We start from the raw sequence: 21,262 nt of genomic DNA, 5'->3' as shown, positions 1-21,262 counted from the left end.
GTGCGCCGATTCCTCGACCTGATCGTCAAGCGTCTGCTGCGATCCCGGGCCGGGGTGGCGATCGTGCTGTTCGCGATCGTGCTGCTGATCGTCGGGGTCGCCCGCGGCTTCTCCGGGAACGCCACGGACCGCGGGCCGACCGTGATCGCCGACGGTACGGCCACGGTCGCGGGGCCGTCGATCGACCCGAGCTACAACTACGACGGTCCCGTCTCCTCGCTGACGCCGCCGACGCCGTCGACCAGCCCGGGCGGCGCCCAGCCGGACGCGGTCGGGTACGCGTTCGCGGCCGCGTGGGTCGATCACCAGAACACGTCCGCCGAGGTCTGGTACGACCGGCTGCTGCCGCACGCCACCGAGTCGCTGGCCGAGAAGCTGCGTGGCGTCGACCCGGTGGGCGTTCCGGCGGACCGGATCACCGGCGACCCGGTCGTCGTGTCGTACGCGGAGAGCGTGGTGGACGTGACCGTCCCGGTGGACTCCGGCACGCTGCGGCTCACGCTGGTGGCGCCGGACGGACACTGGCTGGTGGACAGCGTCGACTGGGAGCGGGCATGAGCGGATCGGCGGATCGGCTGCAGGTACGGCGTACCCACGGCTCAGAGGATCGTCCTGAATGACCGACTTCGACGGCGCGCCGCGACCGAAGCTGCGAATACGGCGGATCGCGCTCGCGGTCGCGCTGACCGCCACGCTGGCGCTCGTCTGCTGCGGCGGCACGGTCAGCGCGTTCTTCCTCGGCGGTCTCGGTGGCATCGACGACAACACCATGACGCTGAGCGCGTACGGCTGCGGTGAGGGCGGGCCGGTGAGCGCGGACGGCAACCTTCCGGCGATCGGCCCGTACGGCAAGGTGCAGGTGCGCAACGCCGCGATAATCATCAACGTGGGCTCCAAGATGGGCGTACCGCCGCGCGGTTGGGTCATCGCGGTCGCCACCGCGATGCAGGAGTCCCGGCTGTCCAACCTGGGCAACCTGGGCGATCGCAACGATCACGATTCGCTCGGCCTGTTCCAGCAGCGTCCCAGCATGGGCTGGGGCACGCCGGAACAGCTGCAGAACCCGGAGTACGCGTCCACGAAGTTCTACGAGAAGCTGATCACCGTGGCGGGCTGGGAGGACATGGCGCTCACCGTGGCGGCGCAGGAGGTGCAGCGCAGCGCCTACCCGGACGCGTACGCCAAGCATGAGCCGATCGCGACGCAGATCGTGAACCTGCTCGCGAACGGCGCCGCGCGCGCGATCGGGAGCAGCACCGACCTACGGTGCGCCGCCGCCGGCGAGGTCGCCGCATCGGGGTGGACCATTCCGGTGAAGGCGCTGGTCGGTTCCGGTTTCCGGACCTCCGAGCGGCCGGACCACGACGGCGTGGACCTGATCGTCGGCAAGGGCGCGCCGATCTGGGCCGCGTCCAGCGGCATCGTCACGGTCGCGGCCTGCGACAACGACAACTCCGGCCGTAGCTGCAACGTCGACGGTTATCCGGGGAAGCTGGGCTGCGGCTGGTTCGTAGAGGTCCAGCACGCCGGCAACATCATGACCCGGTACTGCCACATGGTGGAGCGACCGTCCACGAAGGTGGGCGACGTGGTCACGGCGGGGCAGGTCATCGGGCGGGTGGGGTCGAGTGGTAACTCGTCGGGCCCGCACCTGCACTTCGAGGTGCACCTGAACAACGACCGCTCCTCGTCCGGCGCGGTCAATCCGGTGGCCTTCATGAAAGACCAGGGCGCGTCGCTGGACGGCGGCCAGTGAGCCGCGAGCCGCTGCCCGAGGATCCCTTCGCCGGGCAGCCGGACTGGGCGCCGAAGCCGCCGCGGGCGATCGTGCCCGTGCCCGCCACCGCCGGTGGCGACCTGCGCGGACGGCGGGTGATCACCGGGCTGCCCGGGCTCGGGTGGCGCGCCGACCTGCGCGCCGACGAGCGGGTGGTGCAGGGCAGCCGGACCTATGTACCGATCATGCAGGAGCAGGAGTGGTACCGGGCCGAGGCGGAGCAGATCGAGGTCTTCGCGCCCCTGGTGCCGCAGGAGCGGGTGTGGATCGAGACGATCGGTTCCACACCGGCGTCGGACGGTCCGCGCGACCTGTTGTCCCGGCTCGTGTCGCTGGACGCGCCCGGACGCCGGGATCCGGTGCCGGTCATCGACTCGCCGAATGTGCTGGGACGGCGAGTGGTGCAGATGGTCGACGGGGTGGAACGGCGTGATCTGCGGGCGGTTACCGATCTCTACAGCAACGCGGAGGGGGACATCTGCGTTCGGGTCGCCGCAGAACTGGACTGGTACCGGTGGGCCTGGACCGGCCAACTCCCTAAGACAATGGAAGTTCCGGTTCACTTAGCGTGGCTGGAGTGACTAGGTTAAGGAACTCTACTGGCCGAGCAGACCCGCCAGCCACCTTCGTCAACCACTGCAAACTTCCAGGTACTCTTGTCGCTTTCACTGCCATCAGTTATCGATCGGCGGATGGTCGTCTGCACCGACTTACCGCTAGCCTCGTCCGCTGCAGCCAACCCGGACCACGATACTCGGATCGAAATCGCATAAGTGCGCTCCCGATTCACGATGTCATTTCTGAAATCGAGAATTTCCTTCAGAGCCGCGCTCTCACATACGTAAAGCCCAGCCTGGACATCGTTACGCTCGACCAATAGCGCGCGTAGATAATTAGAGACCACAACATCCGGGGCGCTGCGATCAGGCTTAGACTCCTCGTTATACCACCAGAGCCCATAGCCGACGGTGCCGGAACAAAGCACTCCCAGCACAGAAGCCACCACTAGCAGAGCCGTCTTCCAGGAGCGCCGTTTCTTGGCTGCCGGCTGCGCTGAAGGCTGCGGGACGTCCGGTTGCTCGCCGGCTGGCGCGTCCGGCCTGGCCGGGGGTGGGGTTGGTTCGTCCGGCTGGCTGTGGTCCACGTCTTGAGCCTATCGGTCGCGGCAAGACCCTGGCGTGACGCTCCAAGCAGGACGGGTGGAGGCGCCGATCGGGTGGAAGGGGGTGGGTTCGTCACCCTGGGGGCCGGGACATGCCGGATTTCCTCCTCTTCTGGGATACGGTCTGTGTCCGTAGGGAGGTGAGCGCATGGCCGACGACGAGACGGACGTCAGCCGGGCCGCCGCCCTGCACCGGCAGGCTGCGGCGGTGCTGGCGGCGGCGGATGCGGGGTTGCACGCGCTGACGCCGGCGCCGTCGGATCTGCAGGCGCAGCGGAGTCTGGCGGAGCGGCTGTCGAAGGCGGCGGCGTTGTTGGCGCCGGGGTGGTTGGGGGCCAATCTCGCGACGGGGCGGGTGCCGGCGGAGCCGTCGCCCGGGGTGCCGGCGTTCGTGCGGGTGGGGACGGCGCGGCCGTTGCCGGAGGCGGGCTTTCCGGCCGTGGTGCCGCTGGCGGGGGCCGGGCATCTGACCGTGGACGCGGACGGGCGTGATCCGCGGACGGCGGCGTTGTTGCGGGCGGTGTTGCTGCGGCTGGTGGCGTCCGCGGCGCCGGGTTCGCTGCTGGTCCGGGCGGTCGACGGGGCGGACGAGGCGGTGTTCGCGGCCTTCGCGCCGCTGGCGGACGCGGGGTTGATGCCGCCGCCGGCGACGGATCCGGCGGGGCTGCGCGCGATTCTGGACGAGGCCGAGCAGTGGATTCGCCTTCGCACGCCGGAGGCGCGAACGCCGGAGGCCCGCAGGCAGGATACGCGTGGCCGGGAGGCGCAATCCCAGACGCGCCGCGCTGACGCGCGCAGCCCTGAGGTCCGTCATCCGGAGCCACGGGAGGACGTCCACCCCCGGAGCCGCAACGCCGAAGTCGGCGCCGCCCGGCGTGTGGAGTCTCGGGACACCGAGACCCGCGCCACGGACGCTCGCCGCCATGAGGCTCAAGGGCCGGAGCCGCACCGCACGGAGGGCCACGCCACCGAGGTAGAGCCGGAGGCTCACGGCGCAGGCACCCGCGTTGCGGGAGCGCGTCACCACGAAGGGCAACGGCTCGAAGCGCGGAACGCGGACACTCGCGGGGCGGGGCCACGACGCCACGAGGGCCACGTCCCGGTAGGCCTCAGCGCGGACGCCCGGATGCCGGACACACGCCCCACAGACCTGCGGGGCGGCGACGCGCGCAGGCCGGAGCAGCGGAAACGGGACGACAACCGGCTGCTCATCGTGATCGTCGCGTCGTTTCCGGCCGGTGCGGATCCGATCGATCTGCTGCGGTTCCGCGACCTGGCCACGCGCGGGCCGGCCGCGGGCCTGCACCTGTTGGTCGCCGGCTGGCCACCGCCCGCGCTGGCGACCGGCCTGCCCGCCCAGCCGCTCCCGCTCAGCACGCCGATCACGCTCCGCGAGGCGTACGCGATAGTGGGCGACCCGCCCGGTGACTCGTTCGCGGCGCAGCCGAACGACGTGGGCCTCAACTCTCCGGTCCTGCTGGACGGCGACCCCCCTGCGGAGATGCTGGCCGCGGTCTGCCGCCGCCTGGCGGCCGGGTTCCTCGCCTTCGAGCGGCCTTCGCTGCGCGATCTGCTCCCGGCCGAGCTGTGGGCGGAGGATGCCACCGAAGGGCTGGCCACCGTCGTGGGCCGGGACGGTGAGCGCACCGTGGCGGTGCAGCTGAACGATCTGGCACCGCACTGGCTGATCGGCGGCCGCGCGGGCGCGGGCAAGTCCGCGTTCCTGACCGCGGCGCTGGCCGGGCTGACCGCCCGCTACTCCCCGGACGACCTCGCCCTCTACCTGGTTCAGCCGACCGGCCACGCGGGCGACCAGACCGGCCACGCGGGCGACCAGACCGGCGAAGGTCCGCCCCCGCACGTCAGAGCGACCGGCGACGACATTCTCGACCGGCTCGTCGAGGAACTGGACCGCCGCGCCGCGCTGGCCGCCCGCCACGGTACGACGCGCTTCGCCGACCTGCGGGCCGTGCAGCCGCTCCCGCGCATCGTCTGCGTGATCGACGAGTTCGTGCCGCTGCTCCAGGCGCGGCCCGGGCTGCTGGAGCCGCTGACGGCCATCTCGCGCGGCGCGCGATCGTGCGGCATCCACCTGGTGCTGACCACCCGCACGCCGCGCGCCATTCCGGCGTTGCACGAGCGGGACGGCCTCTTCGCCCAGTGGACGGTACGCATCGCGCTGCCCGGCGGTGGTGGCGTGCTGGAACCGACGAACGAGTCCGCGCAGAGCCTGCCGGCCGGCACCGCCGTGATCAACACCGCGGGCGGGCTCGGCGGCCCCCGGAACGCCACCAGGGGCCACGAGCGCCTGGTCCGCTTCCCGAACCCGCGGGCGGACCGGAAGGCGCTCAGCGAGCTTCACAGCCGCCTCCACGCCCGCGCCGCGGAGCCGCCCGCGGTCCTCCTCGGCCGTCCGGCGGTCCCGCGGGACGCCGCCACGCCGCCTCCGCCGGTGGCCTTCCCGCTGGGTGGCGGGCCGGGCCGGCATCTGGCGATCATTGGCTCGGCGCCGCAGGCCCCGGACCTGCTGCACGCCGCCACCCGCAGCCTGTCAGCCCATCACGCGCCCGGTACGGCCCGGTTCCTGGTCTGCCCGCTGATTCCGGACGCGGACCGGCACGCGGACGCGCTGACGGCGGCGCTGGCCCGCCGGCACGAGGTGGAGCAGCTGGACGCCGCGGGCCTGACCAAGGCGCTGGAGCTGGACGAGCCGGCCTACCTGGTGGTCTTCGGGCTGGACGCGGGTGACCGGGTGACGCTCCCGCCGGACCGTCTCACGCACCTGCTGCGCACCGGGCCGGCCAAGGGCGTGCACCTGCTGTCCTGGTGGCGGGGAACCCACCGGCTCACCGGCGACCTGAGCGGCGCCGCGGCGCGGATCGACGGGCTCGCCCTGCTGGACCTGCCCGCGGACGAGGTCACCGCGCTGGTCGGCGACCCCGGCGAGCAGGCCGGCGCGCTGCTCCACGACCGCCGCACCGGCACCACGACCGCCTTCATCCCCTTCCGCACGGAACCCGCGAAGCCGCGGACCACGAAGCCGGAAACCACGAAGCCGGAAGTCACGAAGACCGGAACGGACACCAGGACCGAGCCACTCCTGCCCGCGCCGAGGAGCACGGTACGGCCCGCGGAGGCGAGGGAGACGTGACCGACGACGCCTGGGCCGCCTATCTCGAGGCCGCCCGCGAGCTGGACGTGGCCCGCCGGGACGCCACCGTCGCCGCCGGCCTGGACCGCCCGGTCCGCGCCGCCCACGACGACCTCGCGGTGGTCCGCGCCCGGCTGGTCACCCAGCGCACCCGCCTGCGCGAGCTGGGTGCGGAGGAGTCCGCGCTGATCCCGACGCTGGACGAGGTGACCGCGGTGTCCGTGGGCATGGGCGAGGGCCCGGCCGCGATCCGGTCCGCGCTCCAGCGGGCACGCGACACGGTGGAGGCGGCGGAGACGAAGCTGCCGCCGCACCGGCCGGCCCCGCCGCGGACGCCGGTGTGGATTCGCAACCTGGTCGTCTACGGCGCGCTGGCCGTGGCCGTGCTGGTGGTCCAGCTGGCGCTCTACACGACCGCGAGCCCGGAGGCGCTGCCCGCGTTCGCGCTGCTGTTCGGGGTGGCGCTGCCGGCGCTGGCGTTCGCGCTGGGCTGGGTGGCGATCGGGCTGGCGTTCCCGCGCGGCGACAACGGGCGCGCGGACCGTACCCCGGCGCTGGGTCTGCTGGTCTGTGCCGCCCCGAGCCTGGTGACCTGTGCCGGCGTCGGTGTGCTCGCGCTGCTGGGCTAGGGCGTGTCTGGTGGATCTTCGCCGGCCTGCGGCGTGGCCCAGGTGTCGTCTGGCCGCACGTCGCGAAAGCCCACATACAACACCGGTATGCGGACTTCCGCGCCGCACACCCAGACGACACCTGGACCTCGCCTCGGCTCGACGAGATCCACCAGACACGCCCTAGCGGCCCAGGATCAGGCTCATCGCCTCGGCGCGTGACTTCGCGTCGGTCTGCAGGCCGCCGCGTACCGCGGAGGTGATGGTCTTGGATCCGGACTTCTGGATGCCGCGCATCGCCATGCACATGTGCTCGCACTCCATCACGACGATCACGCCGCGCGGGTCGAGGCTCTCGGTGAGCAGGTCGGCGATCTGCGAGGTGAGCCGCTCCTGGACCTGCGGGCGGCGGGCGAACACCTCGACCAGGCGGGCGAGCTTGGACAGCCCGGTGATCCGGCCGTGCGTGCCGGGGATGTAGCCGATGTGCGCGACGCCGCGGAACGGCAGCAGGTGGTGTTCGCAGAGGGACATCACGTCGATGTCGCGGACCAGCACCAGCTCGTCGTGGTTGGCCTCGAACGTGGTGGTGAGCACCTGCGCCGGGTCGACGCGGAGGCCGGCGAATAGCTCGGCGTAGGCGCGGGCCACCCGGGCCGGCGTGCGCTTGAGACCGTCCCGGTCCGGGTCCTCGCCGAGCGCGAGGAGGATCTCGCGGACCGCGTTCTCGATCCGGGGGAGGTCGACGGCGTCCTCGACGGGCGTGCCGCTGAGCTTGCCGTCGACGAGCCGGGCGGCGAGATAGTCCAACCCCGCCGACGAGTTCTCCTCGTCGACGGGGTCGGGGCGTAGGCCGTTGGAACTCAGTGTGTGCCGTCCGAGTTGTTGGTGGACTCGCTGGACGCGCCGGTGCCGACGGTCGCCTCGGCGCCGTCCGCGGCGGCCTGCGCCTTGAGCTTGTCCTTCTCGGCCGGGGTGAGCACCGGCGGGTCGGTGGACGGGCGGCGCTTGCCGAAGCCGTTGTACGGCGCCATCGGCGGGCGCTTCTGCACGCGGGCGCAGATGCGGGCCATGTCCTGCTGGGAGATGGTCTCCTTCTCCATCAGCTCCAGCACCATGTTGTCCAGCACGTCCCGGTACTCCACCAGGATCTCCCACGCCTCGTCGTGCGCGAGCTCGATGAGCGCCCGCACCTCGGCGTCGATCTCTGCGGCGACCGAGTCGGAGTAGTCCCGCTCGTGGCCCATGGTGCGGCCGAGGAACGGCTCGTCGTTGCTGGTGCCGTACTTGACCGCGCCCAGCTTCGAGCTCATGCCGTACTGGGTGATCATCGCGCGGGCCAGTCCGCTGGCCTTCTCGATGTCGTTGCCGGCACCGGTGGTGGGCTCGTGGAAGACGAGTTCCTCCGCGGCCCGGCCGCCCAGCGCGTACGCCAGCGTGTCGATCATCTCGGCGCGCGTCTGCGTGTACTTGTCCTCGGTGGGCAGCACCAGCGTGTGGCCGAGCGAGCGGCCGCGCGGGAGGATCGTCACCTTGTGCACCGGCGCGGAGTGCGGCAGCGCCCAGGCGACCAGCGCGTGCCCACCCTCGTGGTACGCGGTGATCTTCTTCTCGCCGTCGCTCATCGCGCGGGTCCGGCGCTCCGGCCCGGCGATCACCCGGTCGATCGACTCTTCCAGGTACTCGTTCGAGATCGCGCGCTTCTCGTGCCGCGCGGTCAGCAGCGCCGCCTCGTTGATCACGTTGGCCAGGTCCGCGCCCGAGAAGCCGGGGGTGCGCCGCGCGACGGAGTCGAGGTCGACGTCCGGCGTGAACGGCTTGCCCTTGGCGTGCACGCGGAGGATGGCCTTGCGGCCCTCCATGTCGGGGGCGTCGACCGCGATCTGCCGGTCGAAGCGGCCGGGGCGCAGCAGCGCGGGGTCGAGGATGTCCGGCCGGTTCGTCGCGGCGATCAGGATGACGCCGCCCTTCGTGTCGAAGCCGTCCATCTCGACGAGCAGCTGGTTGAGCGTCTGCTCGCGCTCGTCGTGACCGCCGCCCATGCCGGCGCCGCGGTGCCGGCCGACCGCGTCGATCTCGTCGACGAAGACGATGGCCGGCGCGTTCGCCTTGGCCTGCTCGAACAGGTCACGGACGCGGGAGGCACCGACACCGACGAACATCTCGACGAAGTCCGAGCCGGAGATCGAGTAGAACGGGACGCCGGCCTCGCCGGCGACCGCGCGGGCCAGCAGCGTCTTACCGGTTCCGGGCGGGCCGAACAGCAGCACGCCCTTCGGGATCTTGGCGCCCAGGGCCTGGTACTTCGACGGGTTCTGCAGGAAGTCCTTGATCTCGTGCAGTTCCTCGACGGCCTCGTCCGCGCCGGCGACGTCCGCGAACGTCGTCTTCGGCGTGTCCTTGGTGATCATCTTGGCCTTGGACTTGCCGAAGTTGAGCACCCGCGAGCCGCCGCCCTGCATCTGCGACATGAACAGCAGCAGCAGAACCACGAGAATGATGATCGGCAGCAGGTTGAGCGCCAGCGTCACCAGGATGTTGTCGCGCGTCACCTTGGCGTCGATCGCGCCGGTGATCTTGCCGGCCGCCTTGGCCTGGACCACTGCGGCCCAGATGTCGTCACTGACCTCGTACGGGACCTGGGTCTCGATCCGGTCGGTGGTCGTCTTGTCGAAGGTGGCCTTCTCGGTCAGCTCGAGCTGGAGCGTCTGCTCCTTGTCCTCGTAGACGGCGGTCTTGATGCCGCCCGCGTTGAGCCTGTCGAGTGCGACCGACGTCTCGACCCGGTGATAACTGGGGCCGCCCGTGAAGAAGGAGCTGGCGGCGATCGCGGCGGCGATCACCAGAATGATCCAGACCACCGGGCGGCGGAACAAACGCGTGCGTTCCATACTGTTGTCGAGCGCCTGGCGCCCGCACCCTCCTGATCGTCCGGCTTGTCTACCACCAACGCTGCCCCCGCGTCCTCCCTACCCAGGGAGGCGCCGTGACAACCGCGGACGCCGGCGGGCGGCGCCATCGGTCATTCGACGGTACACCGTAGGTGCGACGGGTGAGGTTGCGAGCCCCGTGAATACCCGGTTCCCGCAGCGCGCCCACGCGCGCCGATCAGCACGGTAGTCCGGTTTTCTGAGAGTGCGCTGAAGCTTCACCCCACCGACACGACTCAGCTCAGGGCGTAATCGGCCACTCAGCCGCGCGCGTACACCTCGGGCTTGAGCACACCGACGTACGGCAGCTCGCGGTACCGCTCCGCGAAGTCCAGGCCGTAGCCGACCACGAACTCGCTCGGGATGTCGAACCCGACGTAGCGCACGTCGACCGGGACCTTGACCGCCTCCGGCTTGCGGAACAGCGCGACCACGTCGATCGCGGCGGCACCGCGCGACTCCAGGTACTTCAGCAGCCAGGAGAGCGTGAGGCCGGAGTCGACGATGTCCTCGACCACGATCACGTGCCGGCCGGCGATGTCGCGGTCCAGGTCCTTGAGGATGCGGACCACGCCGGACGAGGTGGTGCCCTGCCCGTAGGAGGAGACCGCCATGAACTCCATCTCGCTGGACGGGCCGAGCCGGCCCAGCTCACGCGCGAAGTCGGCCATGAACATCACGGCGCCCTTCAGCACGCAGACCAGCAGCACGCCGTCCGGCGCGTCGGCGTGGTCGGCGGAGACCTGCTTGGCCAGCTCCGCGACCTTGTCCCGGATCTGCTGCTCAGAGATGATCACGCGCTCGATGTCGGCGTCGTACCAGGACCCGTCAGCCATGGTTCCTAGCCTGCCGCATGAAGGTTACGACCCGTCGCCCGGCCCGGGCGTTTCCGGGCGCATTCAGGCGTGGAACGGTCACGTTCTCCGCATGACATACGGACAGAAAACCCGTGAAACCCACAAACCCGGCGCTGGTACGCGGGAGGCACGCCGTCGATCACCCGGTTTGATCCACTTCTGTGTCGGTGGTCACGGCCGCCAGCGCGTCACCGGAACGGCGTACCGCGATCCCCCCCGGGAGGTAGGCCGACCCCTGCCCGTGCCAGTCCACCACCAGCGCGTCCAGCGCGGACACGTGCCGCTGGGACAGCGCGGTGCCCGGCGCGCCGAGCTCGCGCGCCCACAGGTGCAGCACGCGGCTGCGTATCGCCGGGTCCAGCCCGGACAGGCTCCGCACCCGCAGCGCGCCGCCGCCGGGGCCGCCGCGCCGCGCCTCGGCCAGCGCGGTCCTGGCCAGCCCGTCCAGCGCGGCCGCGTCCGCCGCCAGCAGCCCGGCCGTGCGCGCCAGGTTGCCGACCACCCGCGGGCCGAGCGCGGCGACCAGGGCGGGGAGCGCGTCGGCCCGGACCCGGCTGCGCGCGTACGCCGGGTCGGCGTTGTGCGGGTCGGACCACGGGTGCAGGCCGAGTGCCACGCAGGCCTTGTGCGTCTGCTCCCGGGTGATCTCCAGCAGCGGGCGTACCAGCAGCACGTCGTCCGCGCCGGGCAGCGGCCGGCGCTCGCGCATCCCGGCCAGGCCCTTTATCCCGGCACCGCGCGCGAGCGCGAGCAGCACGGTCTCGGCCTGGTCGTCCCGGGTGTGCCCGACCAGCACCGCGGCGGCGCCGTGCCGGCGTGCGGCGTCGGCCAGCGCGGCGTAGCGGGCCTCCCGCGCGGCCGCCTCCGGGCCTCCGGGCCGGCCCGCGACCGTCACGGCCGCGACCTCGACCGGGTCCAGTCCGGCCTCGCCCGCCCACCGGGCCACGGCGGCGGCGCGGTCGGCGGAGCCGTCCTGGAGCCGGTGGTCGACCGTGACCAGCCCGGCGCGCAGGCCGAGCCGCGGTGCGACGAACGCCACGGCCGCGGCCAGCGCGAGCGAGTCGGCGCCGCCGGAGCAGGCCGTGAGCACCAGTCCGTCGGGGGGAAAGCCGGTCAGGGCGCGACGCACCGCCACCCGCATCTCCGCGACCGGCGGCGCGATCCGAGCCATGGAAAAACGCTAACCGGTCAGTCGCCGTCCGGCGGGGAGGCCGGGCCGGACTCGCGGGCGGGCGTCGGGGGCGCCGGGCGCACCCGGCTCACCCAGGCATCCGGATCGCTCAGCTCGGACACCAGCGGCAACGTCTCCGGCGACCGGAAGATCTCGTTGAAGCCGGCCATGCCGACCCGTTCCACCACGCCGTGCACGAACTTGCGGCCCTCCGCGTACTGCCGCATCTTCACGTCCACGCCGAGCAGCCGGCGGACCGCCTTCTCCAGCGGGTTGCCCGCCTCGCGACGCCGGTTGAACCGGGCGCGGATCGTCTCCACGCTCGGGATCACCTCCGGCCCGACGCCGTCCATCACGAACTCGGCGTGGCCCTCCAGCAGCGTCATCAGCGCGGTCAGCCGGTCCAGCACCTCCTTCTGCGCGGGCGTCTGCACCAGGTCCAGCACGGACGACCGGCTCTCCGGGTCGCGCACCGCGTCGGACAGCGTGCCGACCGCCCGGCGCAGCCGCTCCACCAGCGGGTCCTCCGCGGACTGGGACGCGTCCACGAACGCGCGCACCTGGTCGAGGAAGTAGCCGCGCATCCACGGCACGGCCGTGAACTGCGTCCGGTGCGTCACCTCGTGCAGCGCCACCCACAGCCGGAAGTCGCGCGGGTCGGCGCCGAGCTTCCGCTCGATCTCCACGATGTTCGGCGCGACCAGCAGCAGCCGGCCGTGCTCGCCGGAGAACACCTCGTACTGCCCGAGCACCCGCCCGGACAGGTAGGCCAGCACGCCGCCGGCCTGCACCGCGGTCACCCGGGAACCGATCGCGTCCGCGAACGCGCTCGGCGTCCGGTCGCCGGTCAGCCGGCCGAGCAGCGGCGCGATCACGGTGCGCAGGCCCTCGATGTTGACCTGGGCCCAGTCCCGCCGGTCCACGATCCGCACCGGCGGGTGGTCGACCCGGGACGTCAGCCCGGTGTACGCCGCGACGTGCCCCGCGGCCTCGTCGGTGAGCCGCCGCAGGTCCGCGACGACCGCGGCGGCCTCGTCATAGGTCACCCGTGGCCCGGACTTGCCCAGAGCACCCGCGGTGGCGGCGGCCAGATCCCAGTCCACGAACTGCGTCATGAAATCCAACGTACCCGCGCATCACCAGCACGACCCGTACCCGCGTCGGCTAGCAGCCGCAGGCGGCGAGCTCCGACGCGATCCGGTCCAGTTTCCACTCGGCCTGCCACGGGCTCACCGTCCGGTACGGCACCTCGTCCGCCAGCAGCGCGAACGCCAGCAGCCGCCCGTCCGCGGTGGTGAGCACGCCGGCCAGCGCGGTGACGCCGTCCAGCGACCCGGTCTTGGCCCGCACCGATCCGGCGCCGCCGCGCGACTCCGGCGGCGCGGGGTCCCGGAACCGGGTGTCCAGCGTGCCCGACCAGCCGCCCACCGGCAGCCCGGAGAAGAGCGCGCCCAGTTCCGGGTGCGAGCCGTCCCCGGCCAGCCGGACCAGCGAGGTCAGCAGCGCCGGGCTGATCCCGTTGTCCCGGGACAGCCCGCTGCCGTCGGTCAGCCCGAACCCGTCCACCGGCAGCCCGTACCCGGCGATCAGCTCGCGGGTGGCGGACGCGCCGCCCTCGAACGAGGCCGGGCGGCCGACCGCGATCGCCACCTGCCGCGCCAGCGCCTCGGCCACCACGTTGTCGCTCTCGGTCAGCATCACCTCGACCAGCCGCAACATGATCGGCGACTCGACGCGGCCGAGCTCGGTCCCCGGCACCGGGCCGGCCGCCGCCGGCGCGCTCGACGCCGCGGGCGCGGGCGTGCCCGGTTTCGGGCTCGCGCCGCGCCCCACCGTCACATTCGTCCCCAGCAGCGCCGCGAACGCCTTACCCGCCGCCAGGTCCGGCGCGGCGTGGCGCCGCGCACCGCCGGTCGCCTTCGGGTTGACCCGGGCGCCGTCCGTCATCAGCGCGGTGATCGGCGCGCCGTACCCGGACGACACCGCGTCCGAGTCCCAGCCCGGCGCGGTCAGCGGGCCGGTGAACAGCGACGAGTCCACGGTCACCCGGGACACCGGCGCGCCGCCCAGCGCCCGCTTCACCTGCTCCGCCAGCGTGTCCAGTCGCGCCGCGCCGTCGTAGGCCGCGGTCTCGCCGATCGCCAGCGTCGGATCGCCGCCGCCGATCAGCACCACCTCGCCGGGCGCGGAACCGGCCACCACGCGCGTCGGGATGCGGTAGCCGGCCCCGCGCGCCGCCAGCGCCGCCGCGGCCGTGACCAGCTTCGTCGTCGAGGCCGGCGTGGCCGGCTCGGTCTGCTCGTACCCGTACAGCTCGGTCCCGGTCGCCACGTCCACCACGGACACGTGCAGTCCCGGCCCCAGGTCACCGCGGGTGACCAGCGGCGCGATCGCGGCCGCCACGCCCGCGGCGGTCGGCATCGGCGCCTGGTCCGTGTTCGCCACCAGCACCGGCCGCGGCGCCGGCTCCGTGCTCCGCGCCGCGCTCGGCGCGGCCACCGGCTCCTCCGCCGGCTCCGGCCGCCCGGCCAGCACCGCCACGCCCAACACCACCAGCGCCAGCACCGCCGCCCCGGCCCCGATCAGCACCTTCCGCGACCGCCACGGCGCCGCTTCCGCACCGCCACCGGCCGCGCCGGCCGCTCCCGCCCCGCCGTCCTTCTCAAGACCATCAGCCGGTACGACCGAGACCCCCGACGGCCCGCCCGGCGCTCCACCGCCGCCCACCGTCGCGCGCCCACCCACCGACGCCGCGGGCGACACCACCGCACTCCCGCGCGCCCCGGCGTCACCCCCGGCCGCCGGGGCCGCGCCCGCGGCGTTGACCGGCGCGGGACGGGGCGACGCCGCACCCGCCACCCCGACCGCCGCACTACCGGCCGGCCCGGCCTGCGTCGCACGCGGCATCACCACGGTCGCCTGATCGTCCTGCGGCACCGGTCGCTGCGGCTGCCCACCCGCGTCCTGCGAGCGTCCCGGCGTCCCGGACCCGCCGTCCGGCGCCCTCTCCACGCGCGGCATCACCACGGTCGCCTGATCGTCCTGCGGACGTTGCGCCGGCGCACGGTCCGAAGCCGGAGATCCCGATGCCGGGGTACGCGGGGTCGGAGAGGGGGTCGGGGACGGCTTCTCCCGGGTTCCGCCGGGGTGCGACAGCGTGGGGCGGATGGTCGCGGGCGGCCGGAGCGCGGGCGGCCGGTCGGCGCGACGCGGCTGCTCGGCGTACCCCGGCGTGGTCTGGGTTTTGGTTTCTGGGACCGAAGGTCCGGATGATGGGATGGCGGGCGCGGAGGACGGCGGATTCGGGGCCGGACGGTGCGGGGCTGCGGGTTCAGGCGGCGTGGAATGCGGCGCGCCGGCGCGTTCCGGCTGGTCCGAGGCGGGTGTGGCGGATACCTGGGTATTCTCGGTGACATTCGCGCCGGAGGTTATGTCGCTTTTGTCCGCCGGGCTGGACGGGTCCGAGCCCGGCCCGTCCCGGTGCTGATCACCGTTTTCGTTGCCGTTGTGTGAATCTTGCCTCCCCATCCCGGCCCCTCCTCGTCCTCGCCCGCCGCTTTAGAGGAGACTAACGGGGTCCGAGACTGCATATGCCGTGCCCGGGGTGTGGCGTGAGCTGTGCGAGTTCCGTTAGCCAGCGTGGGCGAACGAGGGAGCGTGAGTATGGATTTCGACGTTACGGTTGAGATCCCCAAGGGTCACCGCAACAAGTACGAGGTGGACCACAAGACCGGTCGCATCCGGCTGGACCGCACGCTCTTCACCGCGACTCAATACCCGGCGGACTACGGCTTCATCGAGGGCACCCTGGGCGAGGACGGCGACCCGCTGGACGCGCTCGTGCTGGTGCAGGAGCCGACGTTCCCGGGCTGCCTCATCCGGTGCCGCGCGATCGGCATGTACCGGATGAAGGACGAGATGGGCGGCGACGACAAGGTCCTCTGCGTGCCGTTCGAGGACCCGCGTCAGGAGCACCTGCGGGACATCCACCACCTGGGCGAGTTCGACCGGATGGAGATCCAGCACTTCTTCACCGTGTACAAGGACCTCGAGCCGGGCAAGTCCGTCGAGGGCGCGACCTGGACCGGCCGGGTGGAGGCCGAGCAGGAGGTCCGCAACTCGATCCTGCGTCACCAGCGGGCCCTCGAGCTGGGCGACGACGCCCACTGACGACGGTCGCTGACGTGAGCGCGCCGGACCCCGGTCCGGCGCGCTTTCCCGTTCTCAGCCGTTGAGGTTCCGCAGGTTCGCGTAGAGGCCGAGGATCACGCAGGCCAGCGGGATGAGCGAGACCAGCGCCAGCGTGTCCAGCAGCTCGGCGCCCCGGGCCAGGTAGAGCGACGGCGGGCGCCGCGACCAGGCGGCGCCGGCCGCCAGCACGGCCACCGCCACCGCCGCCGGCAGCACCGTGAGCAGCGGCGAGGGCACCGCCACGGACACCGTGAACGCGAGCACCGCGAGCGTGACGACGCCGGCCGCGAGCAGCGGCACGCGGTGGTGCGCCGTGCCGAACACGCGGGTGCGCAGCAGCAGGCTCACCGCGACCGCGCCGGCCAGCACACGCGCCACCGCACCGCCGTGCAGCGCCAGAACCGGCGCGGCCACCGTGATCACCAGGGCGTGCCCGGCGAGCAGCCCGGTGAGGAACTCGTCGGTCCTGCTCAGCGCCGCCAGCACGGCCGCGCGCGGCGGTCGCCGGCGCGCCTCCGCCAGCCCGTCCCGGCCCGGGTCGTCCGGATCCGGGACCGGCGCGGGCAGCGCGATCGCCGGGATCGGCAGCCGCCCGAGCCGGATCGCGGCCAGCGGGAGCAGCCCGAGCGTGCAGGCCGCGGCCGTGACCAGCACCGCGGCCGCGTGCACCGGCGGCACCACCAGCGCCAGCGCGGCGGCGGGAACGGCCTGCACCGCCGCGGACGCGAACGCGACCGGCACCCGCGGGTGCACCGCCGTGCCGGCCGCGGCGATCAGCGCGGCGAGCAGCACCGCGACCGCGGCGACCAGCGTCTCCGGCGTGCCCCACCAGCCCGGGAAGCCGGGCGGTGCCGGCCGGTCCAGCGCGGTGAGCAGCGCGCCGGCCGCCCCGGCGAACGGGATCGACAGCGCGCCGAGCACCGCGGCGGTGCCGGCGTCGCCGTACGCACGGGACGCGGTCACCGCGGCCAGCAGCAGCGCGACGGCGAGCGCTGCCGCGGCGTACGCGCCGGCCGGGGACGGCGGCGCGAGCAGCAGCGGCGGCAACGCGGACGGCATCAGCGCCACGGCCGCCGCGCGGGTCGCCAGCCGGGTCGCGGCCGGGGACCACGGGCCGGTCCGCCGTGGCGCGCCCGCGATCACGTCCACCACGTCGTCGTACTCCGGCTCCGGCCACCGCACGCGGGCCGGCGTGAGGTGCAGGATCTCCCCGTCCCGGATGCCCTGCGCGCGCAGCGGGCGGCCACCGAGCAGCGGCGCGCCGTCCGGCCGGCGCAGCAGCCAGCCGCCGTGCCGCTCGCCCTCGTCGGCCAGCGACTCACCGGCATGCCGGAGCAGGTCGGGCAGCAGCTCGGCGAGCGGGATCTGGTCCGGCAGCGCCAGGTCGACGCGGCGGCGCGGGGCGGCGATCGTGACGCGCGCGAGACCGGCACCCATCGACGTCCCCCTCACTCCGGCGGGCTGCGAAACCATGGCACCTTACCTAGGATGAGCGGCGCGTCGCAGTCCGTACCATCGAGGAGTTTCTGTTGGCGACCGTGATCGTGCGGCGTCCGCCGCGTCGCGCGGCGCCCGAGATACCCGCCGGTGAGCTGGTCGTGGACGCGCCGCCGGAGCTGCCGGAGCCGACCGGCGGGCGATGGCGGACGCTGATGACCGCGCTGCCGATGCTGGGCGGCTCGGTCGCGATGGCGATGATGTTCGGCCGCGGCGGCGGCACCTACTCGTACGTGGTCGGCGCGCTCTTCGGCGTCTCCTCGCTGGCGATGCTGGTGACCAGTTGGGGCGGCGCCGGCCAGCCCACGCGCGCGGAGGTCGCCGCCGCGCGCCGGGAGTACCTTCGCCGGCTGGCCGCGCTGCGCCGCCGCGCCCGGCAGACCGCGCTGGCGCAGCGGGACGGCCTGCGCTACCGGCACCCCGACCCGGACCGGCTGTGGTCCACGGTGGACAGCCACCGGCTGTGGGAGCGGCGCGCGTCCGATCCGGACTTCGGCATCGTGCGGGTGGCGCTCGGGCCGCAGGCGCTGGCCACGCCGCTGGTGCCGCCGGTGACCAGGCCGCTGGCCGAGCTGGAGCCGATGTGCGCGGGCGCGCTGCGCCGGTTCCTGGACGCGTACTCCCTGGTGCCCGACCTGCCGGTGGCGGTGTCGCTGCGCGCGTTCGGCCGCATCCACCTGCGCGGCGCGCCCGGCGTGGCCCGCGCGATGCTGGCCCAGCTCGCGGTCTTCCACGCGCCGGACGACCTGGTGATCGCGGTCTGCGCCGGGCCGGACCGGCGCGCGGACTGGGAGTGGGTGAAGTGGCTGCCGCACGCGCTGCACCGCACCCGGACGGACGCGGCCGGCCCGCTCCGGCTGGTCGCGCCGGCGCTGGCGGAGTTGGAGCCGTTGCTCGCCGACCGTACCGACCGGGCCCAGCTGGTCCTGGTGCTGGACGGCGCCGATCAGGCGGGAGCGGCCCGGCCGGCCGGCTCCGGCGTGACCGTGCTGGACCTGGACACGCCGCCGCCGCGCAGCCCGGACCGCGCCACGCTGGTGCTGACCGGCGGCCGGCGGCTGATCAGCCGTACCACCGAGTCGGAGACCGAGGTGGGCGTGCCGGACTCGCTGACCGTGGCCGAGGCGGAGGCGGTCGCGCGCCGGCTGGCACCGCTGCGGCTCGCGGCCGTGGAGGCGCCACGCACCGGGGAGAGCGGCGCGGAGGCCGGACTGGCGGAACTGCTCGGGCTGGGCGACCCCGCGCGGCTGCGTCCGGCCGAGCGCTGGTCGCGGCCCCGGCCGCCGCGCGACCGGCTGCGCGTGCCGATCGGCGTGGGCGCCGACGGCCGCCCGGTGGAGCTGGACCTGAAGGAGTCCGCGCAGGACGGCATGGGCCCGCACGGGCTGCTGATCGGCGCGACCGGCTCCGGCAAGTCGGAGCTGCTGCGCACGCTGGTGCTGGGGCTGGCCGCGGAGCACTCGTCGGAGACGCTCAACTTCGTGCTGGTGGACTTCAAGGGCGGCGCCACGTTCGCGTCGCTGGACCGGCTGCCGCACACGGCTGCGGTGATCACGAACCTCGCGGACGAGTTGCCGCTGGTGGACCGCATGGTCGACGCGATCAACGGAGAGCTGCTGCGCCGCCAGGAGTTGCTGCGGCGCAGCGGGAACATCCCGAGCCTGCGCGAGTACGACCGGGCCCGCGCCGCCGGCGCCGCGCTCGCGCCGCTGCCCTCGCTGCTGATCGTGTGCGACGAGTTCTCCGAGCTGCTCTCCGCGAAGCCGGACTTCATCGACCTGTTCGTGCAGATCGGCCGGGTGGGGCGGTCGCTCGGCGTGCACCTGCTACTGGCCAGCCAGCGGCTGGAGGAGGGGCGGCTGCGCGGGCTGGACACGCACCTGTCGTACCGGATCGGGCTGCGCACGTTCTCCTCGCTGGAGTCCCGCGCGGTGCTGGGCGTGCCGGACGCGTTCGAGCTGCCGCGCTCGCCCGGCCACGGCTACCTGCGGTTCGGCACCGAGCCGCTGGTGCGGTTCCGGGCCGCGTACGCCTCCGGGCCGTACCGGCCCGCGGCCGGGCCACCGGTCGCCGAGCCGGCGCCCACGGCCCGGGTGGTGCCGTACACCACCGGCACGGTGGCGGCGCCGCGGGTGCCGCGCCCGCGCGCGCAGATCGCACGCGAGCCGGCCACCAGAAGCCTGCTCGACCTGATGGTGGACGCGCTGGAGGGCGCCGGGCCGGCCGCGCACCGGGTGTGGCTGCCGCCGCTCGGCGACGCGCCACCCCTCGCCGAGCTGCTCGGGCCGGTCCACGTGGACCCGCGCCGCGGCCTGACCGTGGCCGACCCGGCGCTGCGCGGCGCGTTGCGCGTGCCGGTCGCGGTGGTGGACCGGCCGCTGGACCAGCGCCGGGAGACGCTGTGGCTGGACCTCGCCGGCGCGGCCGGGCACGTCGCGGTCGCCGGCGGCCCGCGCAGCGGCAAGTCCACCGCGCTGCGCACGCTGATCACCGCGCTGGCGCTGACCCACACGCCGGAGGAGACGCAGATCTACTGCCTGGACTTCGGCGGCGGTTCGCTGGCCCAGGCGCAGCGGCTCCCGCACGTCGGCGGCGTGGCCGGGCGGCTGGACCCGGTGGGCGTGCGGCGCACGGTCGGCGAGGTGCGGGCGCTGCTCACCGAGCGGGAGGCCCGGTTCGCGGCGCTGGGCGTGGACGGCATGGCCGACTACCGGGCCCGGCGCGCGTCCGGTGAGGTGGAGGACGATCCGTACGGCGACGTGTTCCTGGTGGTGGACGGCTGGGCGACGCTGCGCGCCGACTTCGACGACCTGGAGCCACTGGTGGTCGAGGTGGCGCAGCGCGGGCTGTCGTACGGCGTGCACGTGGTCGTCTCCGCGGGCCGCTGGATGGACCTTCGCCCGGCGTTCCGCGACCTGCTCGGCGCCCGCCTGGAGCTGCGCCTGGGCGACCCGGCCGACTCCACGGTCTCCCGCCGCTCCGCCGCGAACGTGTCGGCCGGTGCGCCCGGCCGGGGCATCACCGCGGAGTCGATGCACCTGCTGGTCGCGCTGCCCGGCGTCGCGCCGGAGGAGATCGCGAAGGCGTGGACCGGGCCGCCGGCGCCGCCGGTGCGCCGGCTCCCGGCCGAACTGCCCTACGCGGCGGTACGGGACGTGCGCGAGACCGGGCTGCGGCTGCCGGTCGGCGTGGTGGAGACCGACCTCTCCCCGGCCGTGCTGGACTTCGCGGCCGATCCGCACTTCCTGCTCTTCGGCGACGGTGAGTGCGGCAAGACGTCGTTCCTGCGCGCGCTGGTCACCACGATCACCACGCGGTTCGCGCCGGCGGAGGCCCGGCTGGTCATCGTGGACTTCCGCCGTACGCTGCTCGGCGCCGTGGAGACCGACCACCTGCTCGGGCACGCCTCCACCGCCGCGGCCGCGCGGACCATGGTCGAGGGCGCGGCCGAGTCACTGCGCCGGCGGCTGCCCGGCGCGGACGTGACCGCCCGGCAGTTGCGCGACCGCTCGTGGTGGACCGGCCCGGAGCTGTTCGTGCTGGTCGACGACTACGAGTTGGCCGGTGGCGCGTCGGGTCCGCTGCAACCGCTGGCCGAGCTGCTGCCGCAGGCCCGCGACATCGGGCTGCACCTGGTGCTGGCGCGCCGGTCCGGTGGTGCCGGCCGCGCGTACGACCCGGTCCTGACGCAGCTGCGCGAGCTGTCCGCGCCCGGGCTGGTGATGTCCGGCAACCGCGAGGACGGCCCGTTGCTGGGTGATGTGCGCCCTACGGCGATGCCGCCCGGCCGGGGACAGTTGAAGACGCGGCGCGAGGGTATACGCCTCGTGCAGGTCGCCTATCTGCCACCGTCCGATCCCGCGTGAATTCGGACTTGTTGTCCGGCCCGCCGGCGCGCCGTCGGGGAGTAACCTTCAC

The 21,262-nt window shown here is 73.8% G+C and carries 15 protein-coding genes; 7 read left to right on the top strand and 8 right to left on the bottom strand.

The genetic code is table 11. From position 1 onward, the window contains the following. From J2S41_RS35310 to J2S41_RS35300, 3 genes are read left to right on the top strand one after another with little or no spacing between them, the layout of a single operon-like run. A complete protein-coding gene (locus J2S41_RS35310) occupies window positions 1–558 on the top strand; it encodes a hypothetical protein (protein ID WP_310374564.1) in 558 nt (185 codons plus the stop codon). A 58-nt stretch (window positions 559–616) separates the two neighbouring features. Further along, on the top strand, window positions 617–1,756 hold the full coding sequence (locus tag J2S41_RS35305) for a M23 family metallopeptidase (RefSeq protein WP_310374563.1): 1,140 nt from the start codon (window positions 617–619) through the stop codon (window positions 1,754–1,756). Next, window positions 1,753–2,358, top strand: a complete 606-nt coding sequence (locus J2S41_RS35300; protein WP_310374562.1) for a hypothetical protein — start codon at window positions 1,753–1,755, stop codon at window positions 2,356–2,358. The genes J2S41_RS35305 and J2S41_RS35300 overlap by 4 nt, the downstream gene beginning before the upstream one ends. A 5-nt stretch (window positions 2,359–2,363) precedes the next feature. Here J2S41_RS35300 and J2S41_RS35295 read toward each other — a convergent pair whose 3' ends face one another. After that, window positions 2,364–2,921 carry a hypothetical protein gene (locus J2S41_RS35295; protein WP_310374561.1) on the bottom strand — a complete coding sequence of 186 codons (558 nt, stop codon included), beginning with the start codon at window positions 2,919–2,921 and terminating at the stop codon, window positions 2,364–2,366. A gap of 166 nt (window positions 2,922–3,087) precedes the next feature. Between J2S41_RS35295 and J2S41_RS35290 the strand changes: the two genes are divergently transcribed. Further along, window positions 3,088–6,090 (top strand): FtsK/SpoIIIE domain-containing protein, encoded by a 3,003-nt coding sequence (locus J2S41_RS35290; RefSeq protein WP_310374560.1) that lies wholly within the window; start codon window positions 3,088–3,090, stop codon window positions 6,088–6,090. Further along, entirely contained in the window at window positions 6,087–6,719 is a 633-nt protein-coding gene (locus J2S41_RS35285; protein WP_310374559.1) for a hypothetical protein, read from the top strand. Before J2S41_RS35290 ends, J2S41_RS35285 begins: the two co-directional genes overlap by 4 nt. Window positions 6,720–6,881: 162 nt before the next feature. Here the strand turns inward: J2S41_RS35285 and folE are convergent, their stop codons facing one another. The 6 genes from folE to dacB form a co-directional block, all read right to left on the bottom strand. Continuing rightward, the gene (gene folE, locus J2S41_RS35280; RefSeq protein WP_310374558.1) at window positions 6,882–7,508 is read right to left on the bottom strand and encodes a GTP cyclohydrolase I FolE; all 627 of its coding nucleotides are present in this window, start codon (window positions 7,506–7,508) and stop codon (window positions 6,882–6,884) included. 53 nt (window positions 7,509–7,561) lie between these two features. Beyond that, entirely contained in the window at window positions 7,562–9,589 is a 2,028-nt protein-coding gene (gene ftsH, locus J2S41_RS35275) for an ATP-dependent zinc metalloprotease FtsH (protein ID WP_310374557.1), read from the bottom strand. Between the two features lie 299 nt (window positions 9,590–9,888). Continuing rightward, on the bottom strand, window positions 9,889–10,464 hold the full coding sequence (gene hpt / locus J2S41_RS35270; RefSeq protein ID WP_310374556.1) for a hypoxanthine phosphoribosyltransferase: 576 nt from the start codon (window positions 10,462–10,464) through the stop codon (window positions 9,889–9,891). Window positions 10,465–10,624: 160 nt separating this feature from the next. Continuing rightward, the gene (tilS, locus tag J2S41_RS35265) at window positions 10,625–11,656 is read right to left on the bottom strand and encodes a tRNA lysidine(34) synthetase TilS (protein ID WP_310374553.1); all 1,032 of its coding nucleotides are present in this window, start codon (window positions 11,654–11,656) and stop codon (window positions 10,625–10,627) included. A gap of 17 nt (window positions 11,657–11,673) precedes the next feature. Then, the gene (locus J2S41_RS35260) at window positions 11,674–12,771 is read right to left on the bottom strand and encodes an Rv3626c family coenzyme F420 biosynthesis-associated protein (RefSeq protein ID WP_310374551.1); all 1,098 of its coding nucleotides are present in this window, start codon (window positions 12,769–12,771) and stop codon (window positions 11,674–11,676) included. A gap of 49 nt (window positions 12,772–12,820) precedes the next feature. Then, window positions 12,821–14,563, bottom strand: coding sequence for a D-alanyl-D-alanine carboxypeptidase/D-alanyl-D-alanine endopeptidase (dacB, locus tag J2S41_RS35255; RefSeq protein ID WP_374728301.1), 1,743 nt, complete (start codon window positions 14,561–14,563; stop codon window positions 12,821–12,823). 756 nt (window positions 14,564–15,319) lie between these two features. Between dacB and J2S41_RS35250 the strand changes: the two genes are divergently transcribed. After that, window positions 15,320–15,826, top strand: a complete 507-nt coding sequence (locus tag J2S41_RS35250; RefSeq protein WP_310374550.1) for an inorganic diphosphatase — start codon at window positions 15,320–15,322, stop codon at window positions 15,824–15,826. A gap of 54 nt (window positions 15,827–15,880) precedes the next feature. On the opposite strand, the gene eccD is transcribed toward J2S41_RS35250, so the two are convergent. Then, window positions 15,881–17,284 carry a type VII secretion integral membrane protein EccD gene (gene eccD, locus J2S41_RS35245; protein WP_310374548.1) on the bottom strand — a complete coding sequence of 468 codons (1,404 nt, stop codon included), beginning with the start codon at window positions 17,282–17,284 and terminating at the stop codon, window positions 15,881–15,883. 92 nt (window positions 17,285–17,376) lie between these two features. Between eccD and eccCa the strand changes: the two genes are divergently transcribed. Then, the gene (gene eccCa, locus J2S41_RS35240) at window positions 17,377–21,210 is read left to right on the top strand and encodes a type VII secretion protein EccCa (protein WP_310374546.1); all 3,834 of its coding nucleotides are present in this window, start codon (window positions 17,377–17,379) and stop codon (window positions 21,208–21,210) included. Window positions 21,211–21,262: the final 52 nt, after the last annotated feature.

The sequence above is a fragment of the Catenuloplanes atrovinosus genome, assembly GCF_031458235.1.
Lineage (GTDB): Bacteria > Actinomycetota > Actinomycetes > Mycobacteriales > Micromonosporaceae > Catenuloplanes > Catenuloplanes atrovinosus.
This window is presented reverse-complemented; position numbering and strand designations above follow the sequence as displayed.

Bases quoted from the DNA above. Each gene is read 5' to 3' on its own strand.
- J2S41_RS35305 (WP_310374563.1), top strand. From the start codon at position 617: ATGACCGACTTCGACGGCGCGCCGCGACCGAAGCTGCGAATACGGCGG.
- J2S41_RS35290 (WP_310374560.1), top strand. From the start codon at position 3,088: ATGGCCGACGACGAGACGGACGTCAGCCGGGCCGCCGCCCTGCACCGG.
- ftsH (WP_310374557.1), bottom strand. From the start codon at position 9,589: ATGGAACGCACGCGTTTGTTCCGCCGCCCGGTGGTCTGGATCATTCTG.
- hpt (WP_310374556.1), bottom strand. From the start codon at position 10,464: ATGGCTGACGGGTCCTGGTACGACGCCGACATCGAGCGCGTGATCATC.
- tilS (WP_310374553.1), bottom strand. From the start codon at position 11,656: ATGGCTCGGATCGCGCCGCCGGTCGCGGAGATGCGGGTGGCGGTGCGT.
- J2S41_RS35260 (WP_310374551.1), bottom strand. From the start codon at position 12,771: ATGACGCAGTTCGTGGACTGGGATCTGGCCGCCGCCACCGCGGGTGCT.
- dacB (WP_374728301.1), bottom strand. From the start codon at position 14,563: ATGCCGCGTGCGACGCAGGCCGGGCCGGCCGGTAGTGCGGCGGTCGGG.
- J2S41_RS35250 (WP_310374550.1), top strand. From the start codon at position 15,320: ATGGATTTCGACGTTACGGTTGAGATCCCCAAGGGTCACCGCAACAAG.
- eccD (WP_310374548.1), bottom strand. From the start codon at position 17,284: ATGGGTGCCGGTCTCGCGCGCGTCACGATCGCCGCCCCGCGCCGCCGC.